This window comes from Gordonia araii NBRC 100433 (assembly GCF_000241265.1).
In the GTDB taxonomy this organism is placed as follows: Bacteria; Actinomycetota; Actinomycetes; order Mycobacteriales; family Mycobacteriaceae; genus Gordonia; species Gordonia araii.
Genome location: NZ_BAEE01000091.1, coordinates 1 through 25149, shown reverse-complemented (window position 1 = coordinate 25149; position 25149 = coordinate 1). Strand labels below are relative to the sequence as shown.

22 protein-coding genes are annotated in these 25149 nt (G+C 68.6%); 12 read left to right on the top strand and 10 right to left on the bottom strand.

Annotated features, from left to right (window positions below; all coding sequences use genetic code 11):
* The first annotated feature begins 107 nt into the window (after positions 1-107).
* Complete coding sequence (gene eccB / locus GOARA_RS18585) at positions 108-1568, top strand: type VII secretion protein EccB (RefSeq protein WP_007323978.1); 1461 nt, start codon at positions 108-110, stop codon at positions 1566-1568.
* A gap of 13 nt (positions 1569-1581) precedes the next feature.
* Here eccB and mycP read toward each other — a convergent pair whose 3' ends face one another.
* Positions 1582-2997, bottom strand: a complete 1416-nt coding sequence (mycP, locus tag GOARA_RS18580) for a type VII secretion-associated serine protease mycosin (RefSeq protein ID WP_007323977.1) — start codon at positions 2995-2997, stop codon at positions 1582-1584.
* Positions 2981-4474, bottom strand: coding sequence for a type VII secretion integral membrane protein EccD (gene eccD, locus GOARA_RS18575; RefSeq protein ID WP_007323976.1), 1494 nt, complete (start codon positions 4472-4474; stop codon positions 2981-2983). The genes mycP and eccD overlap by 17 nt, the downstream gene beginning before the upstream one ends.
* 146 nt (positions 4475-4620) lie before the next feature.
* On the opposite strand from eccD, the gene GOARA_RS18570 reads away from it, so the two are divergent.
* The 5 genes from GOARA_RS18570 to GOARA_RS18550 are packed head-to-tail and all read left to right on the top strand — an operon-like array spanning position 4621 to position 11807.
* Positions 4621-8709 carry a type VII secretion protein EccC gene (locus tag GOARA_RS18570; protein ID WP_040523951.1) on the top strand — a complete coding sequence of 1363 codons (4089 nt, stop codon included), beginning with the start codon at positions 4621-4623 and terminating at the stop codon, positions 8707-8709.
* A gap of 60 nt (positions 8710-8769) precedes the next feature.
* On the top strand, positions 8770-9402 hold the full coding sequence (locus GOARA_RS18565) for a hypothetical protein (RefSeq protein ID WP_007323974.1): 633 nt from the start codon (positions 8770-8772) through the stop codon (positions 9400-9402).
* Positions 9387-10028, top strand: a complete 642-nt coding sequence (locus GOARA_RS18560; protein WP_007323973.1) for an RES family NAD+ phosphorylase — start codon at positions 9387-9389, stop codon at positions 10026-10028. The genes GOARA_RS18565 and GOARA_RS18560 overlap by 16 nt, the downstream gene beginning before the upstream one ends.
* Before the next feature lie 11 nt (positions 10029-10039).
* Positions 10040-10768, top strand: coding sequence for a hypothetical protein (locus tag GOARA_RS18555; protein WP_007323972.1), 729 nt, complete (start codon positions 10040-10042; stop codon positions 10766-10768).
* A 16-nt stretch (positions 10769-10784) separates the two neighbouring features.
* Positions 10785-11807, top strand: a complete 1023-nt coding sequence (locus GOARA_RS18550; RefSeq protein WP_007323971.1) for a hypothetical protein — start codon at positions 10785-10787, stop codon at positions 11805-11807.
* Between the two features lie 434 nt (positions 11808-12241).
* Here GOARA_RS18550 and GOARA_RS18545 read toward each other — a convergent pair whose 3' ends face one another.
* On the bottom strand, positions 12242-12808 hold the full coding sequence (locus GOARA_RS18545; RefSeq protein ID WP_138947779.1) for a CGNR zinc finger domain-containing protein: 567 nt from the start codon (positions 12806-12808) through the stop codon (positions 12242-12244).
* A gap of 21 nt (positions 12809-12829) precedes the next feature.
* On the opposite strand from GOARA_RS18545, the gene GOARA_RS18540 reads away from it, so the two are divergent.
* Positions 12830-13240, top strand: coding sequence for an SRPBCC domain-containing protein (locus GOARA_RS18540; RefSeq protein ID WP_212763032.1), 411 nt, complete (start codon positions 12830-12832; stop codon positions 13238-13240).
* A gap of 3 nt (positions 13241-13243) precedes the next feature.
* Here GOARA_RS18540 and GOARA_RS20695 read toward each other — a convergent pair whose 3' ends face one another.
* The 4 genes from GOARA_RS20695 to GOARA_RS18520 are packed head-to-tail and all read right to left on the bottom strand — an operon-like array spanning position 13244 to position 16123.
* Complete coding sequence (locus tag GOARA_RS20695) at positions 13244-13876, bottom strand: SHOCT domain-containing protein (RefSeq protein WP_007323968.1); 633 nt, start codon at positions 13874-13876, stop codon at positions 13244-13246.
* Between the two features lie 25 nt (positions 13877-13901).
* Positions 13902-14549: a hypothetical protein gene (locus GOARA_RS20690; RefSeq protein ID WP_007323967.1), complete on the bottom strand. Its 648-nt coding sequence runs from the start codon at positions 14547-14549 to the stop codon at positions 13902-13904.
* Positions 14550-14563: 14 nt separating this feature from the next.
* Positions 14564-15685: a M24 family metallopeptidase gene (locus GOARA_RS18525; protein ID WP_007323966.1), complete on the bottom strand. Its 1122-nt coding sequence runs from the start codon at positions 15683-15685 to the stop codon at positions 14564-14566.
* Between the two features lie 9 nt (positions 15686-15694).
* Complete coding sequence (locus GOARA_RS18520; protein WP_007323965.1) at positions 15695-16123, bottom strand: pyridoxamine 5'-phosphate oxidase family protein; 429 nt, start codon at positions 16121-16123, stop codon at positions 15695-15697.
* 44 nt (positions 16124-16167) lie between these two features.
* On the opposite strand from GOARA_RS18520, the gene dprE2 reads away from it, so the two are divergent.
* From dprE2 to GOARA_RS18500, 4 genes are read left to right on the top strand one after another with little or no spacing between them, the layout of a single operon-like run.
* Positions 16168-16917 carry a decaprenylphospho-beta-D-erythro-pentofuranosid-2-ulose 2-reductase gene (dprE2, locus tag GOARA_RS18515; protein WP_007323964.1) on the top strand — a complete coding sequence of 250 codons (750 nt, stop codon included), beginning with the start codon at positions 16168-16170 and terminating at the stop codon, positions 16915-16917.
* Complete coding sequence (locus GOARA_RS18510) at positions 16914-18164, top strand: bifunctional cobalt-precorrin-7 (C(5))-methyltransferase/cobalt-precorrin-6B (C(15))-methyltransferase (RefSeq protein ID WP_007323963.1); 1251 nt, start codon at positions 16914-16916, stop codon at positions 18162-18164. The genes dprE2 and GOARA_RS18510 overlap by 4 nt, the downstream gene beginning before the upstream one ends.
* Positions 18161-18949, top strand: a complete 789-nt coding sequence (gene cobM / locus GOARA_RS18505; protein ID WP_007323962.1) for a precorrin-4 C(11)-methyltransferase — start codon at positions 18161-18163, stop codon at positions 18947-18949. Before GOARA_RS18510 ends, cobM begins: the two co-directional genes overlap by 4 nt.
* Entirely contained in the window at positions 18946-19701 is a 756-nt protein-coding gene (locus GOARA_RS18500; RefSeq protein ID WP_007323961.1) for a cobalt-precorrin-6A reductase, read from the top strand. The genes cobM and GOARA_RS18500 overlap by 4 nt, the downstream gene beginning before the upstream one ends.
* Here GOARA_RS18500 and GOARA_RS18495 read toward each other — a convergent pair.
* The 3 genes from GOARA_RS18495 to GOARA_RS18485 form a co-directional block, all read right to left on the bottom strand.
* Positions 19670-21169, bottom strand: coding sequence for a precorrin-2 C(20)-methyltransferase (locus tag GOARA_RS18495; protein ID WP_007323960.1), 1500 nt, complete (start codon positions 21167-21169; stop codon positions 19670-19672). The two genes, GOARA_RS18500 and GOARA_RS18495, sit on opposite strands and share 32 nt — an antisense overlap.
* A complete protein-coding gene (locus GOARA_RS18490; RefSeq protein ID WP_007323959.1) occupies positions 21166-21792 on the bottom strand; it encodes a precorrin-8X methylmutase in 627 nt (208 codons plus the stop codon). Before GOARA_RS18490 ends, GOARA_RS18495 begins: the two co-directional genes overlap by 4 nt.
* Before the next feature lie 241 nt (positions 21793-22033).
* On the bottom strand, positions 22034-23155 hold the full coding sequence (locus GOARA_RS18485) for a ferredoxin-like domain-containing protein (RefSeq protein WP_007323958.1): 1122 nt from the start codon (positions 23153-23155) through the stop codon (positions 22034-22036).
* Positions 23156-23236: 81 nt separating this feature from the next.
* On the opposite strand from GOARA_RS18485, the gene GOARA_RS18480 reads away from it, so the two are divergent.
* Positions 23237-25149, top strand: a 1913-nt coding sequence (locus GOARA_RS18480) for a cobaltochelatase subunit CobN (RefSeq protein WP_040523953.1), incomplete at its 3' end; no start/stop codon positions are given.

The window sequence follows — 25149 nt, the reverse complement described above, 5'->3', positions numbered from 1 at the left end:
CCGGTCGCGCGGGCGGACCCGGTACCCTGACGGTCGATTACTCGACGAATTGACGTCCGACAGCTTACCTTGCCGGATCGTGCACGACGCGAAAGGGGAGACGCTGCGTGCCATCACAATTGACGACCAGGCAACAGGTCAACGGTTACCGATTCCTGCTCCGGCGGCTGGAACACGCCCTGATCAGACGGGACGTGCGGATGCTGCACGACCCGATGCGCGCGCACACGCGCTCGTTGTCGGTCGGCATCATCCTCGCCGTTCTCATCACCGCAGGTTGCGGGGTCTATGGCCTGATCCGGCCCGCGGGGTCGGTCGGCAAGTCGAAGATCATCGTCAGCAAGGAATCCGGCGGGCTCTACGTGGTCATCGGCAACCGGATCCACCCCGTGCTCAACGTCGCGTCGGCGAGGCTGATCGCCGGGAGCGCTGAAAAGCCGTCATCGGTCAAGGAGAGCAAGCTTTCGGACTACGACCGTGGCCCGCTGATCGGCATCCCGGGAGCGCCGCAGACGCTGCCGGTGGCCGAGGACCCGGCGAACTGGACGGTCTGTGACACGGTCAACGTGCCCAGCGGGCAGGGAATGCGTTCGGGAGGCGTGCGCACCGCCGTCATCGTCGGTCCCGGCGACGAGGAATCCGCCATGTCGCCGCTGAAGGGCCGGGACGCGGTGCTGGTCTCGGTGGGCGACACCGAGTACCTGGTGTACGACGGCAAGCGTGCGGTCATCAAGGAGGATGACTCAGCCGTCCGTCGCGCCCTCAACCTGGATCAGGTCACACCGAGACCGATCAGCGCCGGGCTGCTCAAATCCATCCCGGAGGTCCCGGAACTGGAGACCCCCGAGATCGACCGGTCCAAGCGCGGTGTGCTCGGGATGAAGGCCGGGTCGATCGCCCGCGTCACCGGGCTTCCCGGCGAGCCCGATACGTTGTACGCCGTGCTTCCCGGTGGTTTGCAGCGCATCTCGCCGCTGGTCGCCGAGGTGCTGCGGTACGCCGACACCAAGGGGGAGTCCGAGGTGAAGACGGTCTCGGCGGCCGAGGCAGCGGCGCAGCCGCTGGTCTCCACGCTCGCCGTCGGGCACTTCCCGACGAGCACCCCCGACGTCGTCACACCGTCGGCGGCCCCGGTGACGTGTTTCACCTGGTTCCGTCCCTCGTCGGCCTCCCCGGCGCGCGTCGGGGTTCTCGTCGGAATGTCGCTCCCGGTGCCGTCCGGGCGCGAGCCGACCGACCTGGTCACCGCCGACGGGCCCGGTCCGAACCTCGATCAGTCGTATATTCCGCCGGCCAGCGGGTACTACGTGCGAATGACGGGGACCGGCGAGTCGAGCCGGCGCGCGGAATCGCTCGTCTACGTGGCCGACACGGGCACGCGGTACGGAGTGCCGGATCCGAAGACCGGGCAGGTGCTGGGCCTGGGGGAGAGCCCGCAACTCGCGCCGTGGCCGATCGTGTCGCTGCTCGTGCCCGGCCCGACACTGGCCCAGGAGAACGCGCTGGTGATCCGGGACACCATGAAGCAGGTCGGTGGCGGCCAGACGGTCGCACCGCCGTCGAAGTGATGCCGGAGACGAATCAGTAGTCGTCTTCGGTGAGTGCGCGCAGGCGCCGGCGCGGCATCGTGAGCAGCCAGTAGGCAAGAGCAACGGCCAGACTGCCGCCGGCGCCGGCGAGTGCCACCTTCCGCGTCGTCTCATAGCCGTCGCGCACGGGTGCCGGGCGCGGCATCGACACCGCGGTGTTGCGTTCGGCCGGAGTCGTAATGGCCGACATCGGCGTGGTCAGGGCGGCCAGCGGATCGACGACGCCGTAGCCCACGGCGGGGTCCCGCACCGCACCCGGGCCGTGTGCGGTGCCGATGATGCGCTTGACGACGTCGTCGGCGCTGATTCCCGGATACCGCTGCTTGATCAGGGCGGCGAGGCCGGCGACGTAGGGGGTGGAGAAGCTGGTGCCATCGATGCTGATCGGACCGTCTTTGCCCTGCTGGCGGTTGACCGCCGATCCGTCGGTGCCCACGCTGACGATGTCGGTAGCCGGTCCGGCGACGTCCACCCACGGCCCGTGAACGCTGAACGGAGCGGGCTGGCCCTCTTTCGAATCGACACCGCCCACGGTGAGCACGTAGTCGTCGTACCAGGCGGGGCTGACGATGGTCTGCAGGTTGTCCCATCCGGCCGTGTCGGGATTCGCGAATGTCGGATACGGATTCTGCTGCTTGCAGTTGCCTTCGAGGTTGCCCGCGGCGGCCACGACGACCACGTTGCGTGAATGGGCGTAGCGCAGGGCGGCACCCAGCTGGCCGTCGCCCATCGCGGTGCCGGCGGGTGCACACGCGACTTCGGAGATGTTGATGACGTCGGCACCGGCCTTGACGGCTTTGACCACGGCCCAGGCCAGCGTGAGAACGTTGCCGTAGCTCGTGTCGGCGATCGGTGCCGGACTCTCGTTGCGCGCCGAATTCTTCGCTGCGAACGAGAGACTGGTCTGGCGGATCGAGATCAGGGTCGCGCCGGGGGCCACCCCGACGAACCCGTCCGAGTTCGGCCGCGCCTTCGCGGCGATGATTCCGGCGACGATCGTGCCGTGGCCGTCGCAATCGTCGAGCCCGTTCGACGAACTGACCAGGTCGCCGCCCGGGAGCACCCGCCCGAACCGCGAACTCGGCTTGACGCCCGTGTCGATGACCGCCACCCGCTGTCCGGCGCCCGTGGCGAAGGAATGCAGCTGGTCGATCTCGAGTAGCTGTTGAGCATCGGAAGGGTCGCGCAGTGTGGCCGCCGAACTCGCAAAGGGCTTGCCGCACACCAGCTTCTGCTCGGTGGGGTCCGGCGCCCGGTCCGGCGGGTTCAGGTTGAGCTGTTTCGGGTTGACCTTCGGCGGCTGTTGGGCCGCGGCGGAGGGCACCGTGACCAGCGACGGTGTCAAGAGCACGACCGAAGCAGCGAGCAGGCGCAGCCCGCGCCGCGCGCCGCTAGAGATCCCGGACATACCCGTAGACGTCCATCACCCAGAACGCGAGCGGGACGATGAGTCCGACCAGGATGTACTCGATGATCTCCCCGGTGCGTTTGGCGACCGGGGAGAATCCCTCGCCGTCGCCGATCACCCTGGTGACCGCACCGAGAATGGCGAGCCCGACGAGAAGGCCGAACGCGGTGAGGGCGCCGGTGGTGCTGGACGTCGCGTAGCCGATCATCAAGGCGGCGAAGGTCAGGGCGCCGCCGCCGATGAGCACCGCGGCCTGCGTGACGTCGCTATAGGCGCGGCCGCGCCGGGCCAGCACGATCGCGATGATGATCGCCAGCGCACCGGATTTCCACTGGAAGCCGTTGGTCGGGTCGGCGGCCAGGAAGGCGCCGATGCCCGCGATGCCGGTCGCCCCGATCAGGATGCCGCTGAGATAGGCGTTCGCGGTCTTGGCGCGGCGTTCCAGGGCCCCCGCCGACGGCAGCGCCATGGCGCCGATCGCGCCGATGCCCTCGATGGTCGGCCGGACGTCCTCTTCGATGGGATCGATCGGAGCACCGGCGGTGGGCACCGGAGGCAGCGGGAGACGTGCGAGCAAAATCGTGAAACGCGCCGCCGTGGCAACGAGCAGGAATCCGACGGCGGCCATTCCGGCGCCGATGTTCACCGGCTCGGTGTGCCACAGCGCGGAGATTCCCGTGGCGCCGATACCGAGAATCGCGCCCGTGATGACCGCAGCGTGGACCATCGGGCCGGCACCGGTCGTCCGGTAGGCGATCACTGCCGTGAGCAGCGACGCCGCCGCGCCGAAGAGCAGGTGGGGAGCGCCGTAAGACCCGGGGGTGAGCACCATCGCCCCGGCGAAGACCAGCGGCTGCGCACACGTGCACAGCACGGTCGCGGTCGTCGAATCGCGGTAGTAGCGGGCCGTGATGATGGCGGCGACGAGGAAGGCGATACCCGCGCCGACCGCGGCGAACCCCGGCCACCAGGCATCGGTGTGCGCGCGTGTGAACAGCAGCGCAACGCCCGCGAGGACGCACGCGATCATCGCGACGCAATATCCCATGGTGCGGGCCGTCGCCACCGTCCACGACGGGAAGTTGGTGCTGTTGAGCTGGGCGACCGCGTCGATGACGTCGTCGAAGAGGACGGGGGCTTCGCGAGAGTCGACCGAACGCAGGACAAGCAGGTCGCCGTCGACCACACCGGCCTCGTCCAGCGTCCGGGACGAGTCGATCGGATCGGCGCCGACCCGGCCCAGCACCCAGTGGTGGCGGGTGACGTCGGTGTGCGCTTCGTTCTCCCGCTCGGTGAGGTCGGGGTTGCGCGATTCGATCAGCGCGACCAGGTCGGCCAGGAGGCTACTGATCGGCACGGATCCCGGTAGCCCGATGTCGAGCTGCGTATTTCCGCCGAGTACCGAGATGCGGGTCAGCTCGGGGTCGGCTCCACTGGCCGATTGGTCCAGATCAGCGAGTGGATCACTGACAGGCATCGCGTTGACCCCCTGGTCCTCGTGGTGACCGCGCGGTGGCGCGCGTCCGCGGCGACATCGGAACGACGTCGGTTCGCAGGAGAATCTACCCGATGACTACGATGGACCAGCCTGCGCCAGCAGACCAGACCATCGAATGGGGGATCATGGCCACGACTGGATTCGTCCGACGGCCCCGGATCTCGCCACCCCGATCGCCGGGCGGCGAGGTGAACCTTCAGCCGCCACCGGACATTCCGCGCGTGATTCCGGGCAACATCCTGATGAAACTGCTCCCGGTGATCATGATCATCGCCGTGGTCGGCATGATCGCCCTGATGTTCACCGTCGGCGGCCGGTCGATGCTGACCAACCCGATGATGATGATGTTCCCGATGATCCTCATCATGTCGACCCTGGGCATGTTCATGGGCGGCGCCGGCCGGAGCGGCAAGGGCGCTGCCGAGCTGAACGAGGAGCGCAAGGACTACTTCCGCTACCTGGGCCAGGTTCGCGGCGAGGTGCACACGACCGGAAAAGCGCAGCGCGACGCGCTCGAATGGAGTCACCCGGAACCGAAAGCACTGCCGGCGATCCTGGGCACGCGGCGCATGTGGGAACGCCGCCCCGCCGATCACGACTTCGGACATGTCCGGCTCGGCGTCGGAAGCCAGCGCCTCGCCACCCGGTTGATGCCGCCCGAGACCGGGCCCTTGGAGGACTTGGAACCGGTGTCGACCGTGGCACTGCGGCGGTTCGTGCGCACCCATGCCGTCGTGCATGCGTTGCCGACGGCGGTGTCGCTGCGCAGCTTCCCGGCGATCAACATCGAAGGCGTTCGGCAGGAGACCAGGGGGCTGGCCCGCGCGATGGTGATGGAGTTGTGCGCCTTCCACGGCCCCGACCACGTGATGGTCGGGATCGTGTGCGCCGATCCGGAGGCCGACGCGTGGTCGTGGGCGAAGTGGCTGCCGCACGTTCAGCACCCCACCGCACGAGATGCCGTCGGACCCACTCGGCTCATCTACGGCTCGCTCGCCGAGTTCGAGGAGGCGATCGCGCCGGAGTTCATGGAACGCGGCCGATTCTCCCGGACCGCGCCGCCCACCGCGGGCCGCAAGCAGATCGTCGTCATCATCGACGACGGCTACGTCAACGGCGACGAGACGCTGATCAGCGATGCCGGCATGGATTCGGTGTCGATCATCGACCTGTCCGCCCCGAAGGACGGGCTCGCGGTTCGGCGTGGATTGCAGCTCGTGGTGGAGAAGGGAAAGATCGGTGCGCGGACGCCTTTCGGTCTCGACGTCTTCGCCGACATCGATCTTGCGCCCGTCGCCGACGCCGAGGTGTTCGCGCGCGGGCTGGCACGCTACCGGATCGCCACTGCCGCGCAGATCATCAGTCTTGACCACGACGATGCTCCCGTCGATCCGGGGCTGATGTCGCTGTTGAAGATCCCCGATGCGTCGCGCATCGACCCCAACGTCGTCTGGCGCCCCCGTACACCGCGCGAGCGCCTGCGCGTTCCGATCGGCGTCTCGCAGAGCGGAACGCCCGTCGAGATCGACATCAAGGAATCGGCCGAGAACGGCATGGGCCCGCACGGGTTGTGCATCGGTGCCACCGGATCGGGCAAGTCGGAGTTTCTGCGCACCCTTGTGCTCTCGATGCTGACCACGCACTCGCCGGATGCGCTCAACTTGGTGCTCGTCGACTTCAAGGGCGGCGCGACCTTCCTGGGGCTCGACTCGGCACCGCACGTCGCCGCCGTCATCACCAACCTCGAAGAAGAGTTGGCAATGGTCGACCGTATGCGCGACGCGCTGGCCGGCGAGATCAACCGCCGCCAGGAACTGCTTCGTTCGGCCGGCAATTTCGCCAACGTCGGCGACTACGAGAAGGCGCGCCAGGCCGGAGCGCAGCTCGATCCGTTGCCCGCGCTGTTCATCGTCGTCGACGAGTTCTCCGAGCTGCTGTCGCAGAAGCCGGACTTCGCCGAGCTGTTCGTGATGATCGGGCGACTCGGGCGCTCGCTGCACATGCACCTGTTGCTGGCCTCGCAGCGGCTCGAGGAGGGAAAGCTCCGCGGCCTCGACTCGCACCTCTCGTACCGGATCGGCCTCAAGACGTTCTCGGCCAACGAGTCCCGCTCGGTGCTCGGCGTCCCCGATGCCTACCACCTGCCGTCGATCCCCGGTTCCGCCTATCTCAAGTGCGACTCGTCGGAACCGCTGCGCTTCAACACCTGCTACGTATCCGGGCCGTACACGACGCCCGGCGAGGAGGACGGCACCGAGAGCACCGGCCCGGGCAACAGCAAGATGAAGCTGTTCACCGCGTCGCCGGTCCCCATCGACTGGGACGAGGAAGCCGAGACGCTCACCGCGAACGTCACTCCGAAGAAGAAGGTCGCTCTTCCCGACCTCGACGAACTGGAGGCGACGCCCGAACCCTCTTCGCCGGGCGGGATCGGGCCGACGTTGCTGGACGTGGTCGTCGGCCGGTTGGCCGGACACGGCCGCGCCGCGCACGAAGTGTGGCTGCCGCCGTTGGACGAGTCGCCCACCGTCGACATGCTCGTCGGCGAGTCCGACTGGCACGACTCACTGGGCACTCTCGGGCCGCTGCAGTTCTCGATGGGCGTGCTCGACCGGCCGTACGACCAGCGCCGCGACATCCTCACCATCGACGTATCCGGCGCGGCGGGCAACGTCGCCGTCGTCGGTGGCCCGCAATCGGGTAAGTCGACGACCATCCGCACATTGATCGTGTCCGCCGCCGCCACGCACACGCCGGAACAGGTCCAGTTCTATTGCCTCGACTTCGGTGGCGGATCGCTTGCCGGCGTCAGCGGAGTCCCCCACGTCGGCGGTGTGGCATCGCGAGCCGACAGCGACGGCGTGCGGCGAACGGTCGCCGAACTCGCGACGCTGATGCGCGAACGCGAGCAGTTGTTCCACGACCTGGGCATCGAATCCATGCGCGACTTCCGCCAGCGCAAAGCCGCGATGTGGTCGGCGCCGCCGGAGGTGCGGGCCAACGATCCGCTATCGGCCGACGCATTCGGCGACGTGTTCCTGGTCATCGATGGTTGGGCCGCGTTCCGCGCCGAGTACGAGGGCTTGGAGGCAACGGTCGGTTCACTGGTCAGCCAAGGCCTCTCGTTCGGTATCCACGTCGTGCTCACGACGTCGCGCTGGGCCGAGATGCGCCCGGCCGTCAAGGACATGATGGGTTCGCGCATCGAACTCAAGCTGGGTGACGCCCTCGATTCGGAGATGGGCCGCAAGGTGGCCTCGCTGGTACCGGCGGGGCGCCCCGGGCGCGGTATCAGTGCCGAGCAACTGCACCTGCTCGTCGGGTTGCCCCGACTCGACGGCGACTCCAACCCGGAGACCCTCTCGGCCGGTGGTGCGGCGGCCGCCGCAGAGCTGTCCGAGTTCTACCGGGGGCGCCATGCCCGCCTGGTGCGCCGTCTGGATCTTCAGCTGTCGCGGTCGGAGGTGTTGCGCCGCGTGGGCGAGTCGGGGCGCACGCTGGCGCCGCATCAGGTCCCGATCGGATTGGGCGAGAACGAGTTGAGCCCGATGATCCTGGATTTCGAAGCGCAGCCGCTGCTCATGGCGTTTGCCGACAACGAGTCCGGAAAGACCACACTGCTGCGCAACATCGCCATGGGACTCATGGAGAACGGCACCGCCGAGCAGACCAAGATCGTGCTCGTCGACTACCGGCGCACGATGCTGGGTGCCGTGGAAGGCGCCCATCTCGCCGGGTACGCGACGTCGAACCAGGCGCTGGGTCCGATGATGGCCCAGCTCACCGAGTACTTTAAAGCCCGGTTGCCTGGACCTGACGTGACGCCGGCCCAGCTGCGCGACCGCAACTGGTGGCAGGGACCGAACGTCTACATCCTCGTCGACGACTACGACATGGTGGCGACGTCCGCGGGCAACCCGCTAACGATGCTCGGGGACATCCTGCCGCAGGCGCGCGACGTCGGACTCCGGCTGGTCGTCTGTCGTCGCTCGGGCGGTATCGGCCGTGCCCTCTACGACCAGGTCCTCGGCAAGATCAAGGAGTTGTCGGGAGACATCCTCCTGATGAGCGGTGACCGCGACGAGGGCAATATCGTCGGCCGCACCAAGATGCAGCAGCTGCCGCCCGGCCGCGGCGAGTACATCTCCCGGTCCCGCGGGTCGGAGATGATCCAGATCGCGAAACTCCCGCCGCTGTTCCAAGACTCCGAATAGCAGTCGGCAGTGCTAGCGTCTTAGGTGATGTAAGCCTACGGTTACCGAGCTAGGAGGGGCATGACCTCGGCATCGTCGTTCGAACCGATCCAGCGGTACCTGTCGGGCGAGCTGGGCTTCGAAGACGCCCTGCATGCGGTGACCGGGCTCAGCGTCGAGCGGTCAGCGCTCGTCGGAGTACTCGAGACGTTGGCCGCCGATGGCGGGGTGCCCAACGCTTCGCTTTCGTATCACGACGAGAAATTGCTCTCCGACCATGGCTTTCACGAGAGGCCCGGCGCGGTTGCCGTCATGACCGTCCAGCGTGACGTGCAGCTACAGCAGATCATCTCGGCGTCGCTGACGGTGGGCGAGGTGGCCGAGCGACTCGGCGTCTCGACCGCGCGGGTGCGCCAGCGCATCGCCGCCCGCACGCTGTGGTCGTTCCTCTGGGGAGACCGCCGGCTGATGCCGGCCGCCCAGTTCTCGCCCAGCGGCATCGTGCCGCACATGGACAAGGTCATCGCCCGGCTTCGCCCCGACTCGCACCCGCTCGAAGTGCACAAGATTCTGACCGTCCCGCAGCCGTCGCTGACGCGCGCTGGCGGCAACCCGCAGTCGATCGCCGATTTCCTCACGCGGGCGCCGGTGACCGACGACGAGCTGCAGCATGTGCTCGACCTGGTGGATGCCGCATCGTGGTCGACGGTCTAGCCGGCCCGCCCACCGTCGAGAAACTCAAAGAACTCGGGGTGCGGCGCGAGGAAATCATCGGCCTGCCGTCGGAGATCGTGTGGCGCGTCCATGCGTCCGCCGGCGAGCACGTGCTGCCGTGGAACTTTCCGCGGACATGGGGTCCCGTCCTGAGGTTCGACCACCATCCCAGGCCGTTGGGCATCCACGACGAATACGGGATCTGGTACGGGGCGGCCGAGCCGCGCGGAGCGCTGGCCGAGGTGTTTCAAGAGACCAGACTGATCGACCGCTTCCACGGCACGCCCTACCTGACGGCGGCGCGCTTCACCCGTAAAGTGCGACTCCTCGACGTCGGAGGTATCGGACGAGGCGCATGGTTGACCAGGGCCGGATCGCAGTACGCGCTGGATTCGGCCCCGCACCGGATCGCCCAGGAGTGGGCTCGCGCGATCCACACCGCCTACGGCGATATCGACGGGATCGCCTATCGCGGCCGATTCGCGGGCGGTCCGTGCGTAGCGCTGTTCGAACGCGGAGGCGATGCGTTGCCCGATCGACCTGAGTTGTCACTGCCCCTGTCGCACCCGGGATTGCACGCCGGGATAGCGACGGCGGCCATCGAGCTCGGTTACACGGTGCTCTAGAGGGGGAGACCATGACCTACAACAGCGGGCAGTTCCCGCAGCAGGGCGGCGGGCGACATCGATCGCCGGGCGACCGGCCCGATCCGGAACCGCGGACGCGGGCCTACTCCGACTACAACCCCGGCCAGTTCACCGGTGGGCAGGCGTACGGGGCCCCGCCCTACGGCGGCGGGTACGACACGGGTGCGTACGAAGCGGCCGCCTACGGCGAGCCCGAGGAGTACGGCGAGCCCGAGGCGGGAGAGGGCGGCGATGGCCGCCCGCCACGTCACCCGTGGGTTCTCGCATCGCTCGTCGGTGTGACCGTTTTCCTGGCCACCGTGATCATCGGCGGCACGCTGTGGGCTGTCAACGACAGCAAGGAACGCAAGTCGGAGAACTATGCCGACGGGCCGCCGACGTCGACGGTGACCGTCACGGAGTCGGTCACGACCACCACGACGACGACGGTCACGAGCACACCGTCGCGGTCGACCGACCCGTCGAGCCCGTACGGATCGGACGACGACGGCGGGAACGCCGCGACGGCGTCGACGGGGTGGTACGCACAGTTCGGATCCTTCACCAGCTACGACAGCGCGGTCGCGCTGGCCGAACAGACGTCGGCGGAGGTGTACCGCGGCGAGGAATTCGGGCAGCCCGGGCAGTACATCGTCGCCCAGCGCGAATACTCCCAGGAAGGTGCTCGCGAGGCCTGCGACATCGCCGAGCAGTCGTGCGTCGTGAAGCAGGTTTCCTAGCCCGTACCCTGGTGCCATGCCGAAGTCGAACGAGTCCGCAGAGCTGGCCGCCCGACTGCTCGACGCGCATGTCGCGTTCGAAGTCCGCAAGCTGCTCGATCCCGTGGAGTTCGAGAAGACGGTTGTCGACGAGGTCGACAACTTCCTCGGCCTGGCCGATGAATTGACGCTGGCACAGGCGATTTCGTCGGATCCGGTCAAGGCGGTCGCGCGCAAGTACGCGGCCCAGATCCCCGTCGAAGGGGCGATTCCGGAGCTGGTCGGGGAGATCGCGCGGCTGTTGTACCGGAACGCGGTCAACGACGAGTACCGGCTCTCCGACGTGATCGACGATCGGCATTTCGACGAGTTGGCAACGGCCATAGGCGAATTGGGAGTGACCAAACGGGTGCTCCGGCGCGTCTTCGAGGGTCCGTCGACGATTGATACCGCGGTCGAGGTGGTGACCAGAGCCGTCGACTCCGTGCTCGATGATCCGGAGTCCGTCGACGAGGTTCCGGCGTCGGATCCCGTGGCGTGGCTGCGCGACCGGGCGGCGCGAGGACTGCGGACCGCCGTGCGTCCGGCGCGCCCGGCGATCGACAGCGCGGTCGAGAAGGTGACGCGGTCCGGAGCGGCCTTCGTGCTGCGCAGCAACGAGGACGAAGCCCAAGAACTGCTCGTCGACTCGGTGCGCGACGTCTGGCGCAATCATCGCGAAGACTCGGTCGGCGTGTACCGCGAGGTTGTGACCGAGGAGGACATCGACGACATCGTCGTGCTGGTCTTCGAGTTCTGGCGCGAGTTCCGCGACACCGAGTTTCTGCAGACACTGCTCGACCAGGCGATCGACTATGTCTTCGAGAAGTACGGCGATACTCCGTTGAGCGAGCTGCTCGGCGAACTGGGGGTGTTCCGCGAGGATCTCGTCGAAGAGGCCCTCCGCTTCGGCCCGCCGGTACTCGAGCGGTTGCACGAGCGAGGCCACGTGGAGCCGCTGGTGCGACGTCGTTTCGCCGCGTTCTACGCCTCGGAGGAGTTCCAGGCAGCGCTCGGCTAGATCGCCCCGACGCCGAGTGGGCACCTCACCTGCGCCGAGTGGGCACCTCACCCCCGCCGAGTGGGCACCCCAACCTCGCCGAGTGGGCAGCTCACCTACGCCGACTGGGCAGCTGATGGGGCCGTTTGGCGTCGAAGACCAGCGCCGAAAGTGGGAATGGCTCGTCGGGAATCGAACCACTCGGCAGTGGAGAAGGTGGTCGACCGTGACTGGAGACACCGACGAACTCGTCGGACGCCGACCTGCTCGGCGTCCACTCGGTACAGGTCGACTGCCCACTGGGCGCAGGTGAGGTGCCCACTGGGCGCAGGTCAGGTGCCCACTGGGCGCAGGTGAGGTGCCCACTGGGCGCAGGTCAGGTGCCCACTGGGCGCAGGTCGGGTGCCCAGTCGGCGTGGGTGAGGTGCCCACTCGGCGGAAGGGCGGGCGCCTGGTTAGTCGCGGCTTCGGTGGTTGCGGACTTTTGCGCGGTTGCCGCAACGACGCATCGAACACCAGCGCCGGGAACCCGGGCGCGAGCCGTCGTAGAAGATCAGCGCACAGTCGTCGGCACCACAGCGCCGAATTCTGGCCGGATCGCCGCCGAACACGGCGATGGCGTCGCGAGCGATGGCCGAGAGTGCGGTCGGAACAGCGAGCTGGGGCGGGGGTGTAGTCCCGCCGGCCAGGTGCGGGATCGGACCCGGCAGCGCGGCGATCTCGTTGACGACGTCGACGGCCGTTGGTGCTGCCGGCTGTCCGTCGGCGAGGGAACCGGCGATGGCCCAGACGGCCGAGCGTAGCGCGAGCGCTCTGTCGAAGTCCGCCGCCGTCGGAACCGATGCCAAGCGGCCGAAACGCTCGGTCAGCCAGGCGTCGAGCGCAGGCGGATCGGGCAACGACTCCCACTCGGACACGTCGTATCCATAGTCGCCGGTGTATCCGAAATCCAGAGCGAGTGATCCGGAGTCGAAGAACCAGCGAACGCCGTCGGGCGAGGTAAACCATTGACCGGTCATCATGTAACTAGTATAACTGGTTACATGACGAAAAGTGTGCAAGTGGGATTGACGAAGGATGTCGGTTGGCAGATGGGTGTGCGTCGGACCATGCCCTTTGACGCGACGGAGGTCTGGGGCTTCCTGGTCGGGCCGGGACTACCGATATGGCTCGGCGAAACGCAACTCGGCGATGTCGGAGACGCGTATGAGACGGTCGACGGCACGGTCGGGGAGCTGCGCAGCCGGCACGAAGAGCTGCGATTGCGGCTGACATGGCAGCCGTCGGGGTGGGGTCATGACTCGACGCTCCAGATCACTCTTCGACAAGCGGCGTCGGGAACGACGGTCGCCATCCACCAGGAACGGTTGGCGAGTGCGGACGAACGTGCCGAGCTGCTCGAGCATTGGCGAGGCGTGCTGGACCGCTTGGAGGCGGCGTTGCGGAGCCGCTGACGGTCATCGGCCGTTGATGACCGCGGCCTTGGCCGTCTGAAACTCCTCGTCGGTGAGCAGGCCGCGCTGGTGCAGGTCAGCCAACTTCACCAGCTCGTCGGCGATCGTCGACTTGTCGTCGGTTGCTGATGCCTGCTGCGGCGAGTTCTTCACCAGGCTGATGCCGCTGGAGGCTTGGGCCGTCGGCTCGCGTGGGTCTCGATACGAATCCCTCGCGAGCTCGGGATTCACTCGACCATCAATGGGTTCGCGAGGCGCTTGACCTGCGGAAGAGGCGGCGAGGAATTGGTCCAGGAACGGCTGGAGGAAATTGCGATCTTCCTGAAGCGCGATGCCGAACTCGATCTCGTCCGTGTCGGTGATACCGATCAGATAGGTGAAGACGAGTCGCTTGTCGAGGCGAACACCTCGCAGCTGGCCACGGTGCGCCTGAAGCTCGATCGGATGCTTGGGCGTCTTCGGCACGGCGACGAGCCGCCGATCGGTCACGGCCAGCCCGATCGACTGCGGCGTGACGGAGGTGACGTCGGCGAGGGCCAGCAGCTGCTCACCCGGCGCCATGAGCGCCGCCATGACCGCGACGCATCGATCCGCTTTGCTGTTGCTGAGCATCTTGGAACGCGCTGGCCCGTTCACGGCGTCACTCCTCTCAGACCGATCCCTAGGCCAAACGGTATCGCGCGAACTCGGTGCGCGAGAGTTTGAATCCGTAGCTCTGCGGGCCGGTGCAGTACAGCGCCTCCGACGACGAGTAGCAGGTGAAATCGGCGCCCGGCACCGAGATCTGCACGGACTCCCCGTAATTGAGAACCGCACCGGGATCTCGCCAGGTGCCCTGCAGGATCGTCGAGCACGGAGGCTTGTCGTAACTGAACCAGCCGACGATCCGAACGCGCTGCTCGGCGTCGTCACCGTAAATCCCGCACCGCGATTCGGTCGGAGATTCGTTCGGGCCGTCGTGGATCTCGCAGATGAACTCCGACCCGGCGAAGCAGGCGATATTGCCGCTGGGCACGCTGAATGCATAGGTCGCGACCGAGGTCGGCGAGGACATCGCGAATCGCGACGCATCGACGGCACTGTAGGCACCGGGCCCGTCCGGTGGGACGGCGGTGACCGGCGGTGGTGTCGTCGTTTCGGGTTCGGTTGTCGTGGTCTCCGTCGGCGGCGAGGATGGAGTGACGGTCGTCGTCACCGTGACCCGCGAGTCGGGCTCGGCGTCGCCGAAAACGATGCGGCCGCACGAGGAGACGCACAACGCGACAAGCGGTACGAGCGCGACCGCCAAACGCGACACCGGTGGATTCATCTGCGTACTCTCCTTCACTGCGCGGGCAGTACCGTCAGAGCGCGGCTGCGCTTGTTGAGCTGTTCGCAGCCGTCGTCGGTCACGATCACGATGTCCTCGATGCGTGCACCCCACTGGCCGTCGAAATAGACGCCGGGTTCGACGCTGAACGCCATGCCGGGTCGCAGGAGCAGGTCGTTGCCGGCGACGATGAAAGGCTCCTCGTGTACCGACAGCCCGATGCCGTGGCCGGTGCGGTGGATGAACCGATCGGCGAGCCCGGCGGCGGCCAGACTGTCGCGAGCGGCGGCGTCGACGGATTCCGCAGACACCCCGGGACGCACGGCGGCAACGGCTTTCGCCTGCGCCGCCTCAAGTTCGGCGTAGGCACGCGCGACGTCGGCAGGAGGCGCGGCGAAGCAGTAGGTGCGGGTGCAATCCGAGTTGTAGCCGGGATCGACCGGGCCCCCGATGTCGATGACGACGATATCGTCGGCGGTGATCTCGCGGTCGGAATGCTCATGATGCGGGTCGGCGCCGTTGGGACCCGAGCCGACGATGACGAAGGCCGCAACGGTATGTCCCTCGGCGATCAGCGCGTCGGCGATGTCGGCGGCGACGGCCGCCTCCGTGCGTCCGGGCCGCAGCCATTCACCCATCCGGGCGTGGACGCGATCGATCGCCGCGCCCGCCCGGCGCAGCGCCGCGATCTCGTCGTCGTCCTTGATCATGCGCAGGTCTCGCAAGATGTCCGTTGCCAGCATCGGGGCGGTACCCGTCGCCGACATCAACGGCACGAGATGCCCGGCCGACATCGAATCCGACACCGCTACAACCGGATTCGACGGCAGTCCCGCGAGCGCCAGCACGTACGGATCCTCACCGTCGACCCACGGGGCGAACCCGACGCCCAGATCACCGGCCGCCGACGCGGCGAAGGTCGCGACCTCCAGACGCGGCGTCACGAGCCGAGGAGCTCCCGTAGCTGGAATGACTAGTGCGCTGAGCCGCTCGAAGGTCTGGGCGTCGGAACCGATGAGGTACGCCAGGTCGGGGCCTGGGGTGATGACGAGCCCCGCGACGCCGGCCGCGGCGGCCAGCTCGGCCGCGCGAGCGATCCGGCGCTCGTAGACGGGGGACGGGAAGCGAGAAGCCATGGCGCCACCCTAGTCCCGGACCGGGACTGGACGGCCGAGCAAAACGGCCGAACCCATCACCCGGTCGACCGGGATCTCGATGACGACTCGTCGCGGATTCGGCTGCGGTACGCGATACCGCAGTCCGTAACGCCGCTCAGCCTCGCGGATGCGCTCGGGCACGCGCGACACGCGCACCGGACCTTCCAGGGTCAGCCAGCGCGGCCCGTCGACGTGTGTGACGGCCGCACGACCGCCACGATCGGCGTTGCGGACCTTCTGGCTGCCGTCGCGGGTGATGATGCGCACCAGCTGCTCGTCGGGGTCGTAGGTGAATCCGACCGCGACCACATGCGGCGAACCGTCGGTCCGTGTGGTCGCCAGGGTCGCCAGGTGGCGCTCGGTCAGGAAGGTCAATGCGTCGTCGGTCAGATCATCGGGTCCGCTCACTCCGCCCACGGTAGTCCCGGGCTCCGACGCGCGTGAATGGGATACTGGCTGCCGTGACTGGATCCATCCTCTTGTTCGGCGGACGCAGCGAGATCGGGCTGGCGGTGGCCGTGCGCATGGCCGCCGGGAAAGACGTGGTGCTCGCGGCGCGGCGGTCGGCCGATCTCGACGACCAGGTCGAGGCGCTGCGGGAGGCGGGTGCCGCGAACGTGTCCTGTGTCGAGTTCGACGCCGACGACACCGATTCGCACCCGGCCCTCGTCGCCGAGTTGGTCGCGCGGGGCCCGGTAGATACGGCGATCGTCGCCTTCGGCATTCTCGGCGACGCCGCGCGCGCCGAAACCGACGTCAAGCACGCCCTGCAGATCGCGCACACCGACTATCTCGCCCAGATCTCGGTGATCACGCTGCTGGCGAATGCGTTGCGTGCGCAGGGCAGCGGCACGATCATCGCCTTCTCGTCGATCGCCGGGCAGCGCGTACGGCGCGCCAACTACGTGTACGGCTCGACGAAGGCGGGACTCGACGGATTCGCCTCCGGCCTGACCGACGCGCTGCACGGCAGCGGAGTCCGCCTGCTGCTGGTGCGTTCGGGTTTCGTAATCGGCGCGATGACGAAAGATCTCATGGCCAGCGGCGTGAAACCGGCACCCATGTCGAAGACAGCCGACCAGGTGGCGGACGCGGTGGTGCGCGCCGACCGTCGTGGCAAGACGGTCGTCTGGGTCCCGTGGGCGCTCGCGCCGGTCACGCTGGTCTTCCGGCTGTTACCGCGCGCCATCTGGCGCCGGATGCCGCGATGACCGGGCAGGACAATCGGACCTCCCAGGCTCCGGACACCCCACGATTCGTCGTCGTCGGAATCGGCGCCGACGGGTGGGACGGGCTCTCGACCGTCGCACGACGCGAACTCCGCGGTGCTTCCCGAATCTTCGGCTCGGCAAGGCAATTGGCGCTCTTGGGCGAGGACATCGAGGCGCGGCAGACCGCATGGCGCAGTCCGATGAGCGCGCATCTGCACGAGCTGATCGCCGACCCGGGCGACACACCCGTACACCTGCTCGCCTCCGGCGACCCCATGTTCCACGGCCTGGGCTCGACGGTCGTCGCAGCGATCGGTGCTGAGCACGTGCGGATCGTGTCCCATCCGTCGAGCACCAGCCTGGCGGCCGCGCGGCTCGGCTGGGACCTCTCGGGCGTGCGCATCGTCTCGCTGGTCACCGGCGACGTCGACGACGTGCTCGCCGTCGCGGGTGACGGGCGGCGACTGTTCGTCTTGTCGCGGGATGCTTCCTCGCCGGCAAAGGTGGCCGAGACGTTGCGGAGCGGCGGGTGGGGAGCCTCGACGATGACCGTCCTCGAACAACTCGGCGGTCCCGCGGAGCGGATGATCGTCGGTCGGGCGGGGGATTGGGAAGCCGCGGCGGGTGATGCGCTGAACCTCGTCGCCGTCGAATGCGCCGGTCCTGCCCGGGTACTCGCCCCGGGTCTGGCCGACGATGATTTCGCCCACGACGGTCAGCTCACGAAGCAGACCGTGCGCGCGCTGACGATCAGCGCCCTGCGTCCGGCGGACGGGCAGGTGCTGTGGGACGTCGGAGCCGGTTCGGGCAGCGTCGGTATCGAATGGCTGCGTCTGAACCCGACGGGAGAAGTGACCGCCTTCGAACGGGATGCGGTACGCGCCAGGCGAATCGAGGAGAACGCGCGACGGCACGGCGTCGCTTCACGGCTGACCGTCGTCGACGGGGATGCCGCCGCGACCATCGCCGCCCATGCTGGTCTGGCGCCGGACAGCGTCTTCGTCGGGGGCGGACTCACCGCCGATCTGTTCGCCCTGGTGTGGTCCTCGGCCCGGGTCGGAACGACGGTCGTCGTCAACGCGGTCGGCATTCCGACCCAGCAGCTCCTCGTCGAGCTTGCCGGGCGGCACGGCGGAACCCTTCGGCGGTTCACCGTCGAGACGGCGGGTCCGCTCGGAAGTGTCACGGCGTGGCGCCCGGCGCTGCCGATCGTCCAGTGGACGGTCGGCAAGGAAGAGGTGCCATGACGGTCTACTTCATCGGTGCCGGGCCGGGCGCGCCCGATCTCATCACGGTCCGCGGCGCGGAGCTGCTAGGCCGTTGCCCGGTCTGCCTGTACGCCGGCTCGCTGGTGCCGGCCGCCATGCTGGAACGTTGTCCGCCCGGCGCGGAACTGATCAACACCGCGCGGATGCCGCTCGACGAGATCATCGACCGGATCGCCGCGGCCGACACCGCCGGACACGACGTCGCGCGCCTGCATTCGGGTGACCCGTCGCTGTACTCGGCCGTCGCCGAGCAGCAGCGCTTGCTGCACGAGCGCGGCATCGATACCCGAATCGTTCCCGGAGTACCGGCCTTCGCCGCCGCGGCAGCAGCCCTCGACACCGAATTGACCGTGCCGGGAGTCGCGCAAAGTCTGCTGATCACCCGCGTCTCGACCCTCTCCACGGATATGCCGGACGGTGAGACCCTGACGGAATTGGCCACCACCGGCGTGACGCTGGCGATTCATCTCGCCGCCCACCGCGCGGAGGCTGTCGTCGAAGCGTTGACACCGCACTACGGCAGCGACTGCCCGACCGCGACCGTCGCCTTCGCGAGCCGCGACGACGAGCAGATAGTCCGCTGCTCGTTGCGCGAACTGCCGGAGCGCCTGACCGAGATGGGAATCGTGCGCACCGCGGTCATCTTCGTCGGACGCGTGCTCGGTACCGATTCGGCCGCGACCGACAGCTACCTCTATTCACACGCCCGCGTCAGAAAGCTCCGTCGCGGCGATACACATCTGGGTCCGGACAACCCGTCGTGACCGGGCCGATTCTGATCCTGGGCGGGACCGGCGAGGCACGCGCACTGGCCGCACGCCTGGTAGCTGACGACGCGGACGTCGTCAGCTCGCTGGCGGGCCGCGTGCAGAATCCGCGACTGCCCGACGGTGAGGTACGCATCGGCGGCTTCGGCGGGATCGACGGTCTCGTCGCGTGGCTGCGCGAGCACCGCCCGGCAGCCGTTGTGGATGCGACGCACCCTTTCGCCCGGCAGATCTCGGCCAACGCAGTCGCCGCCACCGACGCGGCCGGGGTGCCGCTGCTGCGGTTGCTGCGGCCGGCCTGGGTGCCCCGACGCGACGACCGGTGGACCACCGTCGCCGACATCGACGAGGCGGCCAAGGCGGTCGGCGCGGCCGGTGCCGCTCGCGTGCTGCTCACCACCGGGCGCCAGGACGCCGGGGCGTTCGCGCGACTGCGGTCGCCGTGGTTCCTGATCCGCGTTGTCGACCCGCCGACCGGTCCGCTTCCGCCACGGCACGAAGTGCTGCGCTCACGCGGACCCTACGGGCTCGACGACGAGCGGGAACTGCTGCGGGACAACGAGATCGACGTGCTGGTCACCAAGAACAGCGGAGGCGAGCTGACCCGCGCGAAACTCGACGCGGCGCGCGAACTGAGCGTGCCCGTCGTGATGGTGGCGCGGCCCGCCGAGACGGCGAGCCGGATCGTCGCGACAGTCGACGAGGCGGTGGCCTGGCTCAAGTCGGCTGGTCGTAGCGACGCGGGGTGAACACCAGGCGGCCGCCCGGCCGCCGCGCGACGGTGGTCGTCGACGATCCGACGATCAGAAGGGTGCGCATGTCGACGACGCTCGGGTCGAGATCGGCGAGTCGCGTGACGGTCAGAGCCTCGTCGGCACCGCCGACATCGCGTCCGAGGAGTACGACGCGGTCGGGGGAGATGCGGTCGAGCAGCAACGCCTTGAGATCGGCCACCTGATGGTTGCGGCTGGCCGAGCCCGGGTTGTAGATCGCGACGACGAGGTCGGCGTCGACCGCCGCCGCGATGCGCCGTGCGATGACCTCCCACGGCTTGAGCCGGTCCGAGAGCGAGATCAGCGCCAGGTCGTGGCCGAGCGGCGCGCCGAACGCCGCCGCGACCGCCGAGGCCGCGGTCACTCCGGGAAGCACCTGTACCTCGACGTCGGCGTACGCGGCTTCGGCGGCGACCTCGGCGACCGCGGTCGCCATCGCGAAGATCCCGGGATCGCCGGAGGACACGACCGCCACCCGGCGCCCCCGGCGAGCCAGGTCGAGTGCGAACTCGGCGCGCTGGGACTCCACGCGGTTGTCGCTGGGATGCACCTGTTGACCGGGACGGGGCGTGAGCCGATCGAGATAGGTGGTGTAGCCGACGAGGTCGGTGGCTTCGGCGATAGCGGCTCTGACCTGCGGGGTTTGCTGCGCCGTCGGTCCCGGTCCCAGTCCGACGACGGTGACGCGACCGGGTGCTTCCGCATCCGCCGGCTTCGTCAGCGGATTGTTGATCGCCCCGGGGACCACGATCATCGAGAAGTAGGGAACCGTCGACGGATCGACGTCGACGACCCGCGCGATCCGCTGATCGGCGGTAGTCGCGCGCTCGACGTACCAGGCCTCGTCGATCCGGCCCGCTGTCGCGAGAGCCGCGCGCACCCGCTCGAAGGTCCGTCCGAGCTTCAGTACGGCGATCGCCGAACCACTGGTGAACTGGGCGACCAACTCGTCATCGGGCGCGGTGCCGGGCAGGACGACGAGGTTCTCCTCGCCCTCCACCAACGGGATGCCGAGGGCCGCACTCGCCCCGGATACCGAGGTGACGCCGGGGACGATCTCGGTGGGGAAGCGGGGGGCCAGCCGCTTGTGCATGTGCATGTAGGAGCTGAAGAACAGCGGGTCGCCTTCGGCCAGGAGGACGACGTCGCGGCTGGCGGCGAGGTGGCCCGCCAGCAGGTCGGCGCTTTCGGCGTAGAAGTCGGCCATGGCGCCGTCGTAGCCGCCCGGATGGTCGACGGTCTCCGTCGTGACCGGATACATCAGGCGTTCTTCGATCTGGCCGTCGCGCAGATAGGGCGCGGCGACACCGCGGGCGATGCTCCGGCCGTGCCTGGCGCAGTGGTAGGCGATGACGTCGGCTGAGCCGATCAGCCGGGCGGCCTTCACCGTTACCAGCTCCGAATCGCCCGGACCCAGCCCCACGCCGTACAGCGTGCCGGTCATCGTTCGCTCTCGGTGGCCAGCGCGTTGAGTGCCGCGGCCGTGATCGCCGACCCGCCGCGGCGGCCCAGGACCGTCAGGAACTCGAGGTCGGTGCGCTGCGCGAGTTCAGCACACGACTCGGCGGCGCCGACGAAACCTACCGGCGCACCGACCACGGCAGCGGGTCGGGGGGCACCGGCGTCGATCAAGTCAAGAAGGGCGAATAGCGCGGTCGGAGCGTTGCCGATCGCCACCACCGCGCCGGCCAGGTGCGGCAGCCAGAGCTGCACCGCGGCGGCCGTTCGGGTCGTCGCAAGTTCGGTGGCAAGGTCGGGGACGCGGGGATCGGGCAGGAAGCACAGCACGTCGTTGTCGGCGGGCAAGCGTTTGCGCGTGACGCCCGACGCGACCATCGACGCGTCGCACAGAATGGGTGCGCCGTTCTGCAACGCGGTGCGGGCCGCCTGTACGACGCCGGGTGTGGCGCGGACGTCGGCGGGGAGGTCGGTCTGCCCGCACGCGTGGATCATGCGCACGACCACCGTCGCCAGGTCGTCGTCGAAGGCGCTGAGATCGGCTTCGGTGCGGATGATCGCGAACGATCGCTCATAGATCGCGGCGCCGTCGCGCAGGTACTCGGCCATGACGCATGAGCCTAGCGAGTGCCCGTCGGAGCCGGCGCATCTCGGTGGGTGGTCGAGGGTTGGCAGGCGCGTCTCGCGTGGTCTCGATACGCCGGCTCGCCCAGCGGCTCGCTGGCGCTCGACCACCGAAAGCGGGGCGCTCGACCACCTGGCTCGTGGGTTGATGGGGGCGAGCCTTTGGGTGGTCGAGTGCCCGGCGAGCGGAGCGAGTCGGGTGTATCGAGACCCGCCGCATGCATAACTAGCGCGCGGGCGGAGCCTGGCTGCCCAAGACGGTGCGTCGGTACGTGCCGTCGGACTGGGCTTCGACCCTGACATGCTGGGTGGTGGGGGACCCGCAGCCGCGCGAACAACCCACCCAGTGCTCGCGTGACGACGGTGTCGTCGTCGACACATAGGCCGCGATGTCGGCGCGGACGTCGGCCTGAGCTCGCGCGCACCCCGGACGGCCGGCACAGCAGCTGAGCAGCGTCCAGGGCGAGTTCGCGTCGAACACGAGCCCCATCGGCGCGAGGACGCGCAACACCGTGTCGGCCACGGCCTCGGTCAGATCGGCCAGCAAGATCTCCCGCTGCGGGGTGACGATGATCGGGGCATCGACAGCGGCGAGGAACGCGGCGGTGCGCGCGGGCAACCGGCCGGCCGGGGCCAGTGCGCCGAGCATCACCGCACCGTCGTCTTGTGGCAGCCAGCCGACCAGCGGTGCCGCCGTGTCGACGCCGACGGGGGCCTCCGCGGCCCGGCCGTCGAGGTCCGCGGCCAATCCGCCGATCAACGCCCGTCGAGCTGCCGGATCGAGTTCGCGGATCCGCCACGCCCCCGACGAGACTTCAGCGAACCTCGTCGCGACCCTGATCAGGGACTCGACGACGCCGGCCCGCGACGTCTGTCCAAGGCTCTCATCGGCGACGACGAGCGCGGCCGACTCGCCGTCAGCACACCATTGCGCTGCCACATCCGGTCGCTGGGCGAGGACGTCGCCGCGACCGTCGTCCACGCCGAACAGGAACCGTCCCGACAATCCGCCCACAACCCCGGCGCGCAGGCGCTCGTCGAGTTCGGCGATCGTGTCGTCGACCCCACCGTGCCCGCCTATTCGTCCGGCCAGGGGAGAGGCCACGATGTTGCGGACGGTGTCCGCCTCCCCTTCGGAGCCGAGGCCGGCCGCGAGCAAGGCCTCGGCGGCGGCGCCGGGATCGTGCAAGCCCCGCAACTGGAGATTGCCGCGGCTGGTCAATTCGAGATGACCGTCGCCGTGCTCGGTGGCAACGCGTGCGGCCGCGGCCAATTGGTCAGCCCGGATCCGTCCTCCGGGCAGCCGAATGCGCGCGAGCGCTCCATCGAGCGCCTCGTGCGTGCGCATGACGCCCGGGCAGCGATCTGCGCCGGTGCGGGGCTGGGCTGGGGGCACGACTCCAGACTACGACCGCCTAGGGTGGAACGGGTGATCCTGCTGCTGTCCACCTCGGATACCGACCTCATCACCGCCGCCGCCAGCGGAGCGCCGTTTACCGGGGCGAACCCGGCGCGTCTGCTCGTCGACGAGATCCCGGATCTCGCCCGTGACGCCGACCTGATCGTCGTGCGCATCCTTGGAGGCCGCCGAGCTTGGGAGGAGGGGATCGACGCGGTCCAGGCGACGGGCAAGCCCCTGATCGTGCTGTCCGGCGAACAACAGCCCGACCCGGATCTGATGGCTTGCTCAACGGTGCCGGCCGGAGTCGCCGCGCAGGCGCACAACTATTTTGCCGCCGGCGGTGTCGAGAACTTCGTGAACGCCCACAACTTCCTGTCCGACACGGTGCTGCTGACCGGGTTGGGCTTCGGCGAACCCGAGATCACGCCCATGTGGGGAGTGCTGACGCGCGAGTCGCGCGAGTCGTCGGCCCCCGACCACGACGTCACCGTCGCCGTTCTCTACTACCGCGCGCAGCACCTGGCCGGGAATACCCGCTACGTCGACGCGCTGTGCGAGGCGCTCGAGAACGCCGGGGCCAAGGCGCTGCCGGTGTATTGCGCGTCGTTGCGCACCGCGCCCGACGACCTCATCGAGCTATTGGGTACGGCCGACGCCTTGATCGCGACGGTCCTCGCGGCCGGCGGGACAACGCCGGCCGACGCATCAGCCGGCGGCGAGGACGAGGCGTGGGACGTCGAACGTCTTGCCGCCCTTGACATCCCGATCCTGCAGGGCCTGGCCGTCACCGGGTCGCGCGAGCAATGGGAGGCCAACGACGACGGGCTGTCGCCGCTGGACGTCGCAAGCCAGGTCGCGGTCCCTGAGTTCGACGGCCGGATCATCACCGTGCCGTTCTCGTTCAAGGAGTTCGACGACGACGGGCTGCCCTGGTACCAGCCCGATCACGAACGCTGCGCGCGCGTGGCGGGGATCGCGGTGCGCCACGCACGACTGCGCCATCTGCCGAACGCGCAGAAGCGTCTCGCCCTCGTTCTGTCGGCGTATCCGACCAAGCACGCACGCATCGGCAACGCCGTCGGGCTGGACACCCCGAAATCGTTGTTGCGGCTGCTGACCGCGTTGGCCGGACACGGTTACGACCTCGGCGATGCCGCACAGATCCCCGGACTGGCCGACGACGATTCGGACGCGCTCATGCACGCGCTCATCGAAGCGGGTGGACAGGATCCCGCGTGGCTGACCGACGAGGTGCTCGCGGCCAACCCGATCCGCGTCGCCGCTGACGACTATCGGCGCTGGTTCGCGACCCTGCCCGCCGACCTGCGGGAAGCCGTCGAGGAGAAGTGGGGTCCCGCCCCCGGCGAACTGTTCGTCGACCGGAGTCAGAACCCCGACGGCGACATCGTCGTTGCCGCGATGACCTTCGGCAATGTCGTGCTGATGGTCCAGCCGCCTCGCGGCTTCGGCGAGAACCCGGTGGCGATCTATCACGATCCCGACCTGCCGCCGTCGCATCACTACCTCGCCGCCTACCACTGGCTCGCCGCCAATCCGGACGCCGACGGCTGGGGCTTCGGCGCGGACGCGGTCGTGCATCTCGGCAAGCACGGCAACCTGGAGTGGCTGCCGGGCAAGACGCTGGGCATGTCGGCGTCGTGCGGTACGGATGCTGCGCTGGGCGATCTGCCGCTGGTCTACCCGTTCCTCGTCAACGACCCCGGTGAGGGCACGCAGGCCAAGCGACGCGCGCACGCGGTCCTCGTCGACCATCTGATTCCGCCGATGGCGCGCGCGGAGTCCTACGGCGACATCGCCCGCCTGGAGCAACTGCTCGACGAGCACGCGAACATCGCCGCGCTCGATCCGGCGAAGCTTCCGGCCATCCGCCAGCAGATCTGGACGCTGCTCACCGCAGCGAAGATGGATCGCGACCTCGG

Excerpts from the sequence above, each read along its gene's own strand:
- GOARA_RS20690 (WP_007323967.1), bottom strand. The coding sequence starts at position 14,549 with ATGAATCCACCGGTGTCGCGTTTGGCGGTCGCGCTCGTACCGCTTGTC.
- GOARA_RS18550 (WP_007323971.1), top strand. The coding sequence starts at position 10,785 with ATGCCGAAGTCGAACGAGTCCGCAGAGCTGGCCGCCCGACTGCTCGAC.
- cobM (WP_007323962.1), top strand. The coding sequence starts at position 18,161 with ATGACGGTCTACTTCATCGGTGCCGGGCCGGGCGCGCCCGATCTCATC.
- GOARA_RS18495 (WP_007323960.1), bottom strand. The coding sequence starts at position 21,169 with ATGACCGGCACGCTGTACGGCGTGGGGCTGGGTCCGGGCGATTCGGAG.
- GOARA_RS18570 (WP_040523951.1), top strand. The coding sequence starts at position 4,621 with ATGGCCACGACTGGATTCGTCCGACGGCCCCGGATCTCGCCACCCCGA.
- GOARA_RS18555 (WP_007323972.1), top strand. The coding sequence starts at position 10,040 with ATGACCTACAACAGCGGGCAGTTCCCGCAGCAGGGCGGCGGGCGACAT.
- GOARA_RS18545 (WP_138947779.1), bottom strand. The coding sequence starts at position 12,808 with ATGATGACCGGTCAATGGTTTACCTCGCCCGACGGCGTTCGCTGGTTC.
- GOARA_RS18565 (WP_007323974.1), top strand. The coding sequence starts at position 8,770 with ATGACCTCGGCATCGTCGTTCGAACCGATCCAGCGGTACCTGTCGGGC.
- mycP (WP_007323977.1), bottom strand. The coding sequence starts at position 2,997 with ATGTCCGGGATCTCTAGCGGCGCGCGGCGCGGGCTGCGCCTGCTCGCT.
- GOARA_RS18525 (WP_007323966.1), bottom strand. The coding sequence starts at position 15,685 with ATGGCTTCTCGCTTCCCGTCCCCCGTCTACGAGCGCCGGATCGCTCGC.
- GOARA_RS18540 (WP_212763032.1), top strand. The coding sequence starts at position 12,830 with ATGACGAAAAGTGTGCAAGTGGGATTGACGAAGGATGTCGGTTGGCAG.
- GOARA_RS18490 (WP_007323959.1), bottom strand. The coding sequence starts at position 21,792 with ATGGCCGAGTACCTGCGCGACGGCGCCGCGATCTATGAGCGATCGTTC.
- GOARA_RS18485 (WP_007323958.1), bottom strand. The coding sequence starts at position 23,155 with ATGCGCACGCACGAGGCGCTCGATGGAGCGCTCGCGCGCATTCGGCTG.
- GOARA_RS18510 (WP_007323963.1), top strand. The coding sequence starts at position 16,914 with ATGACCGGGCAGGACAATCGGACCTCCCAGGCTCCGGACACCCCACGA.
- eccD (WP_007323976.1), bottom strand. The coding sequence starts at position 4,474 with ATGCCTGTCAGTGATCCACTCGCTGATCTGGACCAATCGGCCAGTGGA.